12 protein-coding genes are annotated in these 12,273 nt (G+C 72.2%); 7 read left to right on the top strand and 5 right to left on the bottom strand.

All coding sequences use genetic code 11. The annotated features are described in order from the left end of the window. Position 1 precedes the first annotated feature (1 nt). From rpsO to dapB, 4 genes are all read left to right on the top strand, one after another. Positions 2–271 carry a 30S ribosomal protein S15 gene (gene rpsO, locus FED44_RS18795; RefSeq protein WP_111699759.1) on the top strand — a complete coding sequence of 90 codons (270 nt, stop codon included), beginning with the start codon at positions 2–4 and terminating at the stop codon, positions 269–271. A gap of 283 nt (positions 272–554) precedes the next feature. Further along, positions 555–2,900, top strand: coding sequence for a polyribonucleotide nucleotidyltransferase (locus tag FED44_RS18790; RefSeq protein WP_138461448.1), 2,346 nt, complete (start codon positions 555–557; stop codon positions 2,898–2,900). Further along, positions 2,897–4,207: a M16 family metallopeptidase gene (locus FED44_RS18785; protein ID WP_111699758.1), complete on the top strand. Its 1,311-nt coding sequence runs from the start codon at positions 2,897–2,899 to the stop codon at positions 4,205–4,207. Before FED44_RS18790 ends, FED44_RS18785 begins: the two co-directional genes overlap by 4 nt. A 222-nt stretch (positions 4,208–4,429) precedes the next feature. Continuing rightward, complete coding sequence (dapB, locus tag FED44_RS18780; protein ID WP_111699757.1) at positions 4,430–5,167, top strand: 4-hydroxy-tetrahydrodipicolinate reductase; 738 nt, start codon at positions 4,430–4,432, stop codon at positions 5,165–5,167. Between the two features lie 48 nt (positions 5,168–5,215). On the opposite strand, the gene FED44_RS18775 is transcribed toward dapB, so the two are convergent. From FED44_RS18775 to FED44_RS18760, 4 genes are all read right to left on the bottom strand, one after another. Then, positions 5,216–6,088, bottom strand: coding sequence for a 1,4-dihydroxy-2-naphthoate polyprenyltransferase (locus FED44_RS18775; RefSeq protein WP_138461447.1), 873 nt, complete (start codon positions 6,086–6,088; stop codon positions 5,216–5,218). A 134-nt stretch (positions 6,089–6,222) separates the two neighbouring features. Then, entirely contained in the window at positions 6,223–6,825 is a 603-nt protein-coding gene (locus tag FED44_RS18770) for a GNAT family N-acetyltransferase (protein ID WP_111699755.1), read from the bottom strand. Positions 6,826–6,863: 38 nt separating this feature from the next. After that, the gene (locus tag FED44_RS18765; protein ID WP_111699754.1) at positions 6,864–7,409 is read right to left on the bottom strand and encodes a CGNR zinc finger domain-containing protein; all 546 of its coding nucleotides are present in this window, start codon (positions 7,407–7,409) and stop codon (positions 6,864–6,866) included. Between the two features lie 244 nt (positions 7,410–7,653). Beyond that, positions 7,654–9,048: an aminotransferase-like domain-containing protein gene (locus tag FED44_RS18760; protein WP_111699753.1), complete on the bottom strand. Its 1,395-nt coding sequence runs from the start codon at positions 9,046–9,048 to the stop codon at positions 7,654–7,656. Here FED44_RS18760 and FED44_RS18755 point away from each other — a divergent pair. Further along, positions 9,047–9,982, top strand: coding sequence for a DMT family transporter (locus FED44_RS18755; RefSeq protein ID WP_138461446.1), 936 nt, complete (start codon positions 9,047–9,049; stop codon positions 9,980–9,982). The two genes, FED44_RS18760 and FED44_RS18755, sit on opposite strands and share 2 nt — an antisense overlap. Positions 9,983–10,074: 92 nt before the next feature. Here the strand turns inward: FED44_RS18755 and FED44_RS18750 are convergent, their stop codons facing one another. Then, entirely contained in the window at positions 10,075–11,040 is a 966-nt protein-coding gene (locus FED44_RS18750; RefSeq protein WP_138461445.1) for a quinone oxidoreductase family protein, read from the bottom strand. A gap of 84 nt (positions 11,041–11,124) precedes the next feature. Here FED44_RS18750 and FED44_RS18745 point away from each other — a divergent pair, with 84 nt between their 5' ends. Then, positions 11,125–11,712, top strand: coding sequence for a TetR/AcrR family transcriptional regulator (locus FED44_RS18745; RefSeq protein ID WP_138461444.1), 588 nt, complete (start codon positions 11,125–11,127; stop codon positions 11,710–11,712). Positions 11,713–11,773: 61 nt separating this feature from the next. Then, positions 11,774–12,259, top strand: coding sequence for a MarR family winged helix-turn-helix transcriptional regulator (locus FED44_RS18740; protein WP_111699749.1), 486 nt, complete (start codon positions 11,774–11,776; stop codon positions 12,257–12,259). Positions 12,260–12,273: the final 14 nt, after the last annotated feature.

The following is a 12,273-nucleotide window of genomic DNA, read 5'->3' as shown; positions in this document are numbered from 1 at the left end:
AGTGTCGCTCGACGCCGCTACCACCAAGACCATCATCAGCGAGTACGGCACCACCGAGGGTGACACCGGGTCCCCGGAGGTTCAGATCGCGCTTCTCAGCAGGCGGATCAGCGACCTGACCGAGCACCTGAAGACCCACAAGCACGACCACCACAGCCGTCGTGGTCTGCTCCTGCTGGTCGGCCGGCGCCGCCGGCTGCTGAAGTACCTGCAGGCCAAGGACATCACCCGCTACCGCTCCCTGATTGAGCGGCTGGGCCTTCGCCGATAAGGTGAGGAAGGAGCGGCGATTCCTCGCCGCTCCTTTTCCATAACCAGGCCACAATGGCCTGAGCAAGACAACTGAAGAGCCGAGACACAGTGCCCCGCGTCCGCAAGCAAGCCGCAGCGCGATCCCGCGGCGTGAGAGGGCCGGTCCTCGGTAGTGGCCCCCGGTCGGCACGGCGACAGCCGTGCGGACGGACCGGGCGCTTCGATCGAAGACCGGCACTGCACCTGAACGGGGAGCCCGGCAACCGAGACGCGGGAGACCGATCCGAAGAAGGAGGTCCCCCGTGGAGGGTGTCCACAGCACGGAGGCCGTTATCGACAACGGCCCCTTCGGCACGCGTACGATCAGGTTCGAGACCGGCCGGCTGGCCCGGCAGGCCGCCGGCAGCGCGGTCGCGTACCTGGACGACGAGACCATGATCCTGTCCGCGACCACCGCGTCCAAGCATCCCAAGGAGAACCTGGACTTCTTCCCGCTCACCGTCGACGTCGAGGAGCGGATGTACGCGGCGGGCCGTATCCCCGGCTCGTTCTTCCGCCGGGAGGGCAGGCCGTCGGAGGACGCGATCCTCACCTGCCGCCTCATCGACCGGCCGCTGCGCCCGTCGTTCGTCAAGGGTCTGCGCAACGAGATCCAGGTCGTCGCGACGATCATGGCTCTGCACCCCGACCACCTGTACGACGTGGTCGCGATCAACGCGGCGAGCATGTCCACGCAGCTCGCCGGGCTGCCGTTCTCGGGCCCGATCGGCGGCGTGCGGGTCGCGCTCATCGACGGCCAGTGGGTGGCGTTCCCGACCCACGTCGAGCTTGAGCGCGCCACGTTCGACATGGTCGTCGCCGGCCGCACGCTCGCCGACGGCGACGTGGCGATCATGATGGTCGAGGCCGAGTCGACCCGCGACACGCTGAAGCTGGTCGCCGAGGGCGCGGTCGCCCCGACCGAGGAGGTCGTGGCCCAGGGCCTGGAGGCCGCCAAGCCGTTCATCAAGGTGCTCTGCGACGCGCAGTCCAAGCTGGCCGAGGTCGCCGCCAAGGAGACCGCCGAGTATCCGATCTTCCTCGACTACCAGGACGACGCCCTGGAGGCCGTGACCGCCGCCGTGAAGAGCGAGCTGGCCTCGGCGCTGACGATCGCCGGCAAGCAGGAGCGCGAGCTGGAGATCGACCGCGTCAAGCAGCTCGCGGCCGAGAAGCTGCTGCCCGACTTCGAGGGCCGCGAGAAGGAGATCGGCGCGGCGTTCCGGTCGCTGACCAAGAAGCTCATGCGCGAGCGGGTCATCAGCGAGGGCGTCCGCATCGACGGCCGCGGGCCCAAGGACATCCGGCAGCTCAACGCCGAGGTCCACGTCGTGCCGCGGGTGCACGGCTCGGCCCTGTTCGAGCGCGGCGAGACCCAGATCCTGGGCATCACCACGCTGAACATGCTGCGCATGGAGCAGATGATCGACACGCTCAATCCCGAGCGGACCAAGCGCTACATGCACAACTACAACTTCCCGCCGTACTCCACGGGTGAGACGGGCCGCGTCGGCTCGCCGAAGCGCCGGGAGATCGGTCACGGCGCGCTGGCCGAGCGGGCGCTGATCCCCGTGCTGCCCACGCGCGAGGAGTTCCCGTACGCGATCCGGCAGGTGTCGGAGGCCGTCGGGTCGAACGGCTCGACCTCGATGGGGTCGGTCTGCGCCTCCACGATGGCGTTGCTCGACGCGGGCGTCCCGCTCAAGGAGATGGTCGCGGGCATCGCGATGGGTCTCATCGGCGAGGGCGAGAACTTCGTCACGCTGACCGACATCCTCGGTGCCGAGGACGCGATGGGCGACATGGACTTCAAGGTCGCCGGCACCAAGGACCTGATCACCGCGCTCCAGCTCGACACGAAGCTGGACGGCATCCCGGCCCACGTGCTCGCCGCCGCGCTGAAGCAGGCGAGGGGCGCCCGGCTGGCGATCCTCGACGTGATGCAGGAGGCCATCGACGCCCCGGCGGAGATGAACCCGACCGCGCCGCGGATCATCACGATCAAGGTCCCGGTCGACAAGATCGGCGAGGTCATCGGCCCCAAGGGCAAGATGATCAACCAGATCCAGGACGACACGGGCGCCGAGATCACCATCGAGGACGACGGCACGATCTACATCGGCGCCACCGACGGCCCGTCCGCCGAGGCCGCCCGCACGCTGATCAACGGCATCGCGAACCCGCACATGCCGGAGGTCGGCGAGCGCTACCTGGGCACGGTCGTCAAGATCGCCGCGTTCGGCGCGTTCGTCTCGCTGCTCCCGGGCAAGGACGGCCTGCTGCACGTCTCGCAGATCCGCAAGCTGCACGGCGGCCGGCGGATCGAGAACGTCGAGGACGTCATGAACGTCGGCGAGAAGATCCAGGTCGAGATCGCCGAGATCGACTCGCGCGGCAAGCTCTCGCTGGTCCCGGTCGAGGTGGTCGAGAAGGAGGCGGCCGAGAAGGCCGCCCGTGCCGAGAACGGCGCCGCGGAGGACGGCGGCGCCGAGGAGACCGGCGCCCCGGCCGCCGAGGCCGCCGCCGCGCCGCAGGAGGAGGAGCAGCCGCGGACGCCGCGCCGCAGCCGCAGCCGCACCCGCGGCGGGCGGGACGAGCGCAACTCGTGACGACCGAGACGCTGTTTCCGGGCAAGGAGGGTGCGGGGGTCGTCCGCCGCACCGTCCTGCCCGGCGGCCTGCGGGTCGTGACGGAGACGATGCCGACCGTGCGCAGTGTCGCGGTCGGCATGTGGGTGGGCATCGGCTCGCGTGACGAGGCCCCCGAGCACATGGGGGCCACCCACTTCCTGGAGCACCTGCTCTTCAAGGGCACGCCCACCCGGGACGCCATGGAGATCTCGGCGTCCATCGAGGGCATCGGCGGTGAGATCAACGCGTTCACCGCCAAGGAGTACACCTGCTACTACGCCCGGGTGCTCGACGAGGACCTGCCGCTGGCGATCGACGTGCTCGCCGACGTGGTGACCTCCTCGCTGGTAACCGAGGAGGACGTGGAGTCGGAGCGCGGCGTGATCCTGGAGGAGATCGCCATGCACGACGACGATCCCTCCGACGTGGTGCACGAGCAGTTCTCCACCGAGTTGTACGGTGACACGCCGATCGGCCGTCCGATCCTCGGCAACGAGGACTCGATCAACGCGCTCACCCGTGACCGCATCCGCGAGTACTACCAGCGGTTCTACGTCCCGCCCCGCACCGTGGTGTCGGTGGCGGGCAACGTCGACCACGAGCGGGTGGTCGCGCTGGTCGCGGCGGCCTACGAGCGGGCGGGCGCGCTGGGCGGCTCCGCCGCGCCGGCGCAGCCGCGCATCGGCGGGCCCGGCGTGGACGTCCGGAGCGGCGTCCGGGTGCTCGACCGGCCCACCGAGCAGGCCAACCTGGTCCTCGGCATGACCGCCGTCTCCCGCAACGACGACCGGCGCTTCGCCCTCGGCGTCCTGAACGCGGCGCTCGGCGGCGGCATGTCGTCGCGCCTGTTCCAGGAGATCCGGGAGAAGCGCGGCCTGGCCTACAGCGCCTACAGCTACACCTCCCAGTACGCCGACACCGGCCAGTTCGGGATCTACGTGGGCTGCCTGCCCTCGAAGATCGACGATGTGCTGAAGATCTGCCGCGACGAGCTGGGCCGGGTCCTGACCGAGGGCATCTCGCCCGAGGAGATCGCCCGCGGCAAGGGCCAGATGCGCGGCGGGCTGGTGCTCGGCCTCGAGGACACCGGATCGCGCATGTCCAGGATCGGCAAGAGCGAGCTCGTCTACGAGCGGCTCATGACGGTGGACGAGGTGCTGGGGCACATCGAGGCGGTCACCCCCGAGGAGATCGCCGCGGTCGCCCAGGACGTCCTCAACCGGCCGCTGACGCTCGCCGTCATCGGGCCGTACGCCGACAAGGACTTCGGCTCCGCCATCGCCTGAGCGCGTCGTGAGGCCGTCGTAAGCCTGTCACGAGCCCGCGTCGCGGGCTGTGGAGGCCGCGTGTGGTGCAGCTCGCACCGCACGCGGCCTCTTGCGTTTCCCGTGCGCACTTCCCCTGGCCGCACTTCCCCATCCACGCTCCCCGCCCGTGCCTCCCGTCTGTGCCTCCCGTCTGTGCCTCCCCTCCGCCGTCACGGCCGCCGGGCGCTATAGCCTTGGCGCGTGATTAAGGTCGGTGTTCTGGGCGCCCGAGGGCGCGTGGGTGTGGAAGTGTGCAAGGCCGTCACCGCGGCCGACGACCTGGAGCTCGTGGCGGAGGTCGACAAGGACGACAAGCTCGACGCGCTGAGCGGCGCGGAGGTGGTGGTGGACTTCACCCACCCCGGCGTCGTCATGGACAACCTCGAATGGTGCATCTCCCACGGCATCCACACGGTCGTCGGCACGACCGGGTTCGACGAGGGGCGGCTGGAGACCGTGCGCGGCTGGCTGGCCGCCAATCCGGGGACCAACTCGCTCATCGCCCCGAACTTCGGCATCGCCGCCGTGCTGATGATGCACTTCGCCGCGCAGGCGGCCAAGCACTTCGAGTCGGTCGAGATCGTCGAGCTGCACCACCCGCACAAGGCCGACGCGCCCTCCGGCACCGCCCGCCGTACGGCCGAACTGGTGGCGCGGGCGCGGCGTGAGGCGGGTCTCGCTCCGTCTCCCGACGCGACCTCCACCGCGCTGGAGGGCGCCCGGGGCGCGACCGTGGACGACGTCCACGTGCACGCGGTGCGGCTCGCGGGGCTCATCGCGCACCAGGAGATCATCTTCGGCGGCGAGGGGGAGACCCTCACGATCCGGCACGACTCGATGAGCCGCGCCTCGTTCACGCCCGGCGTCCTGCTGGGCGTACGGCGGGTGGGAGGCCTCGACGGCCTCACCGTGGGCCTGGAGCACCTCCTCGACCTGTAGCTGCGCCGTACCCGGCGGGCAGGGTGGTCCCCTGCCCGCCGCGGGCGGTCAGAACAGGGCCAGGCCGAGGGCGAACAGCGCGCCGAAGACGAGTTGCAGGCGGCCGGTCTGCTGCAGGGTCGCGATGAGGGCGGGGCCCGTCGCGCCCGAGCGGACCGTCCTGACGGGGGTCACCACGAGGGGGAGCGCGAGCACGGTCAGCGCGGCGAAGGGCCGCACCGGCACCAGGGCGAGCGCGCACACGAACGGCAGCACCAGGGCCGCCGCGTAGGCCAGCCGGGTCCGGGTGTCGCCCAGCACCACCGCCAGCGTGCGCTTGCCGGACGGCCCGTCGGTCACGATGTCGCGCAGGTTGTTGACCACGAGGAGCGCGCAGGCGAGCAGCCCCACGGGCACCGCCGCGGCCAGCGACAGCCAGGTCAGGTGTTCCACCTGCACGTACGTCGTGCCGGCCACGGCCACGAGGCCGAAGAACACGAAGACCGAGAGCTCGCCGAGCGCGCGGTAGCCGTACGGGCGGGATCCACCCGTGTAGAACCAGGCGGCCAGGATGGACGCGAGGCCGACCAGCAGCAGCCACCAGGCGCGGGTGGCGACCACCAGCACCAGCCCCGCGACGGCGGCGGCGAGGAAACAGGCCAGGGCGGCGGCGAGCACCCGCTTCGGCGCCGCGACGCCCGAGCCGACCAGCCGCAGCGGTCCCACCCGGTCCTTGTCGGTGCCCTTGACGCCGTCGCTGTAGTCGTTCGCGTAGTTGACGCCGACCTGCAGCGCCAGCGCGACGAACAGGGCGAGCAGGGCCCGCCACCAGACCGCGCCGTCGTGCGCGACCGCGACGCCGGTGCCGACGGCGACCGGGACGACGGCGGCGGGCAGCGTGCGGGGGCGTGCGCCCGCTAACCATTGAGCTGGGGTGGCCACGTGACTCCCTTTTCCTACCTCTGCGTAGCCGGTGAAGGCGTCACCAGTCTGGCCAATCCCCTGCGGAGTGCCGACAGCGGGGTTGGCGGACGGGACGGGCGGCGGCGGGAGGCGGGCGAAGTTGACGCGAGTGGTCAGCTGATGTCGGTGGTCAGGCGGATCATCCGGATCGGGCGGCCCATGTCGAGCACGCGCTCGGCCTCGTCCTCGCCCCAGCCGGCCGACTCCAGGAAGCCGAGCATCTGGTGGTTGTCGGCGAAGACCCAGGTCACGACCGTGCTGTAGCCGTCCTCGCGGAGGTGGTCCACGGTGGCGTTGAGGAGTCTGCTGCCGTGCCCGCGCCTGATGTGGTTGGGGTCGACGAGCAGCGTCATCAACTCGGCCGTCGTGGCCGGATGGAGGTCGGGATCCTCGGCGGGTCCGTGCGAAGCCAGCCCCACGACCCGGTCGGAGGCGCGCTGCGCCGCGGTCGCCAGAATCCCGCCGGGCCCGAGCGCGGTGAACGCGTCGGTGTCGGGCACCACCCGCTCGACGGCGACGAGCAGGCGGTGACGCGGCGTGGGCGGCGAGAGGATCGCCTCCTCCCACTGGCGGCGCCACATCTTCTCCGCCGCCGGACCCGTCATGTGCTCCAGCGGGACCGGTGGCAGGAAGTCGCGGTAGACCGCTCTCCACGCCCGGATCTGGGTGCTGGTCACCGCGTCGACGTCCTCGAGGCGGGCAGCTCTCACACCCATTCGGCGGGCTCCTTTCTTAGCGTGTAACACCGTACTGGTCAGGAGGGCCTCGCCGTGCCGTCCGCCTGGCGTCGTGCCCGATATGCCCGGGTTTTTGTGCGGTTTCCGCAGACGCGCATGGAGCACCAGGAGCGAGACCGGTTTTTCGAGGAGTCGATGAACGCCCACTGGCACGTGCTCTCGGCGCAGACCTTGAGCCGTGACCAGGTGCCGTCGGCGTGGGCCGCCGGGATCTGCGCGGCGAGCCGCGCCAGGCCGCCCGCGACTCCGGACGCCACCGGCTCCAGCGTGGGTGCGCCCCCCGAGAGCGTCACGCGCACCGGAAGACCGGCCAGCGCCGCCTCCAGGCCCTCCGGCCCGTCGTACGGACCTCCGTCGTGGTTGCGGCGCAACGCGGCGCGCAGTCCTTCGCGCAGGTGGGCGGCGACCGCGAGATCCTCGTCGGAGGCCCGGTCGCCGTCGCCGGTCAGCCCGCGTTCGCGCAGCCAGACGGACAGGTCGGCCGGCGATGCCAGCTCGTCGGCGTCTCCCTCGACGTCGTAGGTGTTAACGAAGTCGCGGAGCAGCTCCGCCGGGCCCGTCATGATCGATCACCCCTCGTGACCACTGTACGACAGTCGGAGGTCGCGAAATACCAACACCCCCATAAGCGTTACACTGGTGTCTTCATTCCGGTCGAGGAGGATCCCATGCGCATCAGCTACCTGGCCTACCTGGCGCTGCGGAACAAGGAGCGCCGCGAGCGCCTGTCGCGTGACGCCCGCGAGCCCCGGCCGGACCGCCGGGGCCGGTGACGTCGGTGTCGCCCGTGTCACCGTGTCGCCCGTGTCACTGCGGGAGGACGGCGGCGAGGCGGCGCACGCCCTCGTCGAGTTCGGCCGGGCTGGCGGGGGCGGTGTGGGTCAGCCGCAGCCGCGGGCCGGGAGGCTCGGCGGGGTAGTAGATCCGTCCCGGGCTCACCAGCACGCCGTTCGCCTGCGCCGCCTCGGTCGTCGCGGCCTCGTCCGTGCCGGGCGGGAGCCGTACCCACACGTGCAGGCCGCCGGGGGGCACCAGATGCACCTCGGCGGCGGGCGCGTGCCGGGCGAGCCCGGCGAGCAGCGCGGCCTGCCGTACGCCGATCTCCTGGTGGACCGTGCCGAGGTGGCGGCGCCAGGCGGGGGAGGCGAGGAACTCCAGCGCCGTCTCCTGCAGCGGCCGGGCGACGAAGAACGACTCCACCACCTGCGAGGCCCGCAGCCGGTGCGCGGCGGGTCCCCGCGCGACCAGCGCCGCCACCCGCAGGCTCGGTGAGGTGATCTTGCTCAGCGACAGGACGTGCACCACCGTCCCGTGCGCGTCCATGGCCGCCATGGGCGGCGGGACGGGACCGGTCGCCAGATAACGCGCGTAGTCGTCCTCGACGACGAAGGCGCCCGCGGCCCGGGCCACGGCCAAGACCTGTTCCCTGCGCTCGTGGCCGAGGGTCGCGCCGGTGGGGTTGTGCAGCGACGGCTGGCAGTAGAACACTCGCGCCCCGGTCATGGCGAAGGCCTCCGCCAGCAGGTCGGGCCGTACTCCCTCGCCGTCGAGCGGCACGGCCGTGGCCCGCAGCCCGGCCGCCCGCGCCGCCGCGAGCGCGCCCGGGTAGGTGGGGGTCTCCACCAGGACCGGCGAGCCCGGCGCGGCGAGCGCCCGGAACGCGTGCGTGAGCGCCGACTGGCCGCCGCTGACGACGAGCACGTCGTTCGGGGTGACCGTGCCGCCGACCTCCGCGGCGAACCATCGCCGCAGCTCCGGCAGGCCGTTCACGGGCGGCATCGCCCACGTCTCCGGACGGCGTACGGCTCTCGCCGCGGCGGCGGCCAGGGCCCGCGCCGGGCGCAGCCCGGGGTTCAGGTAGCCGCCGGTGAGCGGCACGACGCCCTCGGCCGGCTGGGCCAGCAGGCCGGCCACCGCCGAATCGTCGACGACCCGGTCGCCGAGCGCCACCGTCTGCCAGGACGAGTCGGGCGCCTCCGCGACGGGGTGCCGGGCCGGGGCGACGAACACCCCCGCACCGGGCCGGGTGACCACCCGTCCCTCCGCCGCGAGCTGGGCGATGGCCCGGGAGACGGTCACCGGGCCGACGCCGTGGCGGCGCATGATCTCCCTGCTCGGCGGCAGCCGCTCGCCCGGCCGCGACCGTTCCGTCTCCGTACGGAGAATCGCGGCGAGACGGACGATACTGCTATCGTCATTCATGAAATATAACGATAGCGCTATCGTTGTCCGGCCGATAGCGGCCAGCCGGCAGGGAGCTCGGCAGGGGGACTGGCGGGGCAGTCTGCTCGCGGGGTTGGGTGTCCTGTCGTTCTCGGGGTCGTTGCCGGCGACCGTGTTCGCGATGCGGGGGTTCGACCCGTACCTCGTCGCGGTCGGGCGGGCCGTGGTCGCGGCGGTCGCCGCGGTGATCTGCCTCAAGGCGGCCGGTGCGCCTCTTCTGCCGCCCCGCGCGCACCTTCGGCCGTACGCGCTGATCGTGCTGGGCGTCGTGCTGGGCTTCCCGCTGTTCAGCGGCCTGGCGCTGAACAGCGGGGCGAGCACGGCCCACTCGGCGGTGGTCATCGGCCTGCTCCCGGCGGCCACGGCCGTGTTCGCGGTGCTGCGGGCCGGGGAGCGGCCGAGGCCGCTCTTCTGGGCCGCCTGCGCGGCCGGCGCGCTGTCGATCACCGTGTTCACCCTGACGCGGGGGACCGGCCGCCTCGCCGGGGCCGACGTGCTGCTCGTGCTCGCCCTGCTGTCGGCCGCCGTCGGCTACACCGAGGGCGGCAGGCTGGCGCGGGAGACGCCCGGCTGGCGGGTCATCTCGTACGCCCTCGTGCTCGCGGCCCCGGTCACCGTCCCCGTGACGGTCGTGCTGGCGGTGACCACGCCGGCGGCGCCCTCGGCCGAGTCGCTGGCCGGGTTCGCGTACGTCGCGCTGGTGTCGATGTTCCTCGGGTTCATCCCCTGGTACGCCGGGCTCGCGAGGGGAGGGATCGCCCGCGCCGGGCAGATCCAGCTCGCGCAGCCGCTGCTCAACCTGGTGTGGGCCTGGCTGCTGCTGAACGAGGAGATCGGTCCCGCGACCGTCGCGGCGGCCCTGGCCGTGCTCGTGTGCGTCGCCGCCACACAGGCCGGCCGCCGCGCCTCGTGAGCCGGGCCCACGGCGCTGTGTTCACGGCGCTGTGTTCACGGCGCTGTGTTCACGGCGCGCTGTTCACGGCGCTGTTTTTCACGGTGCTGTGTTCACGGCACGAGGACGACCTTGCCCACGGCGGTCCTCGCCTCGATGCGCCGGTGGGCCTCGGCGGCGTCGGCCAGCGGCAGCACCGAGTCGACCTGGGGGCGCAGCCCGCCCCGAGCCGCCAGGTCCAGCACCTCCGCGCGGGCGGCCAGCACGCGGGGGAGCCACGCCTCCGGTCCGCCGCAGCCGACGAGGGTCAGGCCGCGCTGCAGCAGGTCCATCGGTGTGAAGGCCGGCGGGCCGCCGAGTAGGCCGTAGAGCAGCATGCGCCCGGTGCCCGGGGTCATCGCGTCGAGTACCCGCCCGGCGGACGCGCCGCCGAGCGACTCGAAGACGACGTCGACCGTGCCGCCCGCCTCCCGCAGCCGCTCGGTCCAGCCGGAGTCGGTGTGGTCGAAGACGTCGTCGGCGCCGAGCTCCCTGGCACGCTCACCTTTGGCCGGGCCGCCCGCGGTGGCCAGGACGCGGGCGGCGCCCATGGGCCGGGCAAGCTGCGCGAGGTAGCCGCCGACGCCCCCGCCCGCCACCTCAGCCAGGACCGTTTCCGTTCCGGTGAGGCCGGCCGTACGCAGGAGGGTCGTCGCCAGGGCGCCCTGGACGGCGACCGCCACCGCGTCCGCCGAGGTCAGGGAGTCCGGCACGGGAACGAGGGCGTCGGCGGCGGCAGTGACGTACTCCGCGTACGTGCCTTCGCCGGCCGCATTCATGATCGCGACCCGGCGGCCGACGAGGCCGCCGTCCACCCCTGCGCCGGACTCGACGACGACGCCCGCCGCTTCGAAGCCGAAGGTCGAGGGGAGCGGCCGGGGCATGGGGAAGAGCCCCGAACGCATGGCGGTCTCGTAGTAGGTCACGCCCACGGCCTCCGTGCGGACGAGCACCTGTCCCGGACCCGGCGCCGGAGTGGGCACCTCCTCCAGCGTGAGGACCTCGGGGCCCCCGGTCTTGTGCATCACGATCGCGCGCATGAGCGCTCCTAACTGGACCAGCGGTCAAGTTCTGTCGCCGCTACTATACGGACCACAGGTCCAGTTGTCACCAGGGGGTCCCGGATGGGCGAGCAGCGCGCGGAACGCGCCGACGCGGCGCGGAACCGGCGTGCGATCCTCAGGGCCGCGGAGGAACTGCTGCGCCGTCATGCTCCGGACGAGGTGTCGATCGAGCGGATCGCCGCCGCGGCGGGCGTCGGCAAGGGCACCGTCTTCCACCGCTTCGGCAGCAGGGTCGGCCTTATGCGCGCGTTGATGGAGGAGCGGGTGCGAACCTTCGGGGAGGCTGTCGCCGGAGGTCCTCCTCCACTGGGTCCGGGTGCGCCGTCCCGCGACCGTCTGGTCGCCTTCCTCGACGCGGTGGTCGTGCTCGCCGCCCGCAACGGGAGGCTGATCACGGCCCACGACCACGCGCTGGCGACCCGGCGGCACGCCGAGGGGCGCCTCACGGAGAACCCCGTCTACCTGTCCTGGCACGCGCACGTCATGTCGCTGGTCGCCGAGGCCCGGCCCGATCTCGACGCCGATCTCGTCGCCCACGTCCTCGTCGGCTCGCTGCACAACGAGGGGGTCGCGCGACTGCTCCTGGCCGGGGAGACCGAGCGGGTCGCCGCCGGGATGCGGGCGATGGCGGAGTCCCTCCTGCGGTGACGCCGCCCTCCTGGATCGCTTGGAGATAATCCCGAACCGGACGAATTGGTAGCCTGGGTGCATGACCGCACTGGCGCCCTCCCGCACCGAACCCGATCTGTCCTTCCTGCTCGACCACACGGGCCACGTGCTGAGGACGCGGATGGCGGCGGCGCTGGCGGAGATCGGGCTGACCGCGCGCATGCACTGCGTGCTCGTCCACGCGTTGCAGGAGGAGCGCACGCAGATCCAGCTCGCCGAGATCGGCGACATGGACAAGACCACGATGGTGGTCACCATCGACGCCCTGGAGAAGGCCGGCCTCGCCGAACGCCGCCCTTCGAGCGCGGACCGGCGGGCCAGAATCGTCGCGGTCACGGACAAGGGCGCGCAGGTGGCGAAGCGGAGTCAGGAGATCGTCGACGAAGTGCACCGGGCCGCCATCGAGTCGTTGCCGAAGGAGGAGGCGGAGGTGCTCGTCCGGGCGTTGAACCACCTGGCCACGGGGCACCTGGCCACTCCGGCGGAGGCGCCCCAGGCCGTGCGCCGGGCGCGCCAGCGAGGATGATCGGTCGTCGGTAG

Source organism: Microbispora triticiradicis (assembly GCF_005864065.1).
GTDB lineage: Bacteria > Actinomycetota > Actinomycetes > Streptosporangiales > Streptosporangiaceae > Microbispora > Microbispora triticiradicis.
The sequence above is the reverse complement of the archived record's forward strand: the minus strand, read 5'-3'. Positions and strand labels throughout refer to the sequence as shown.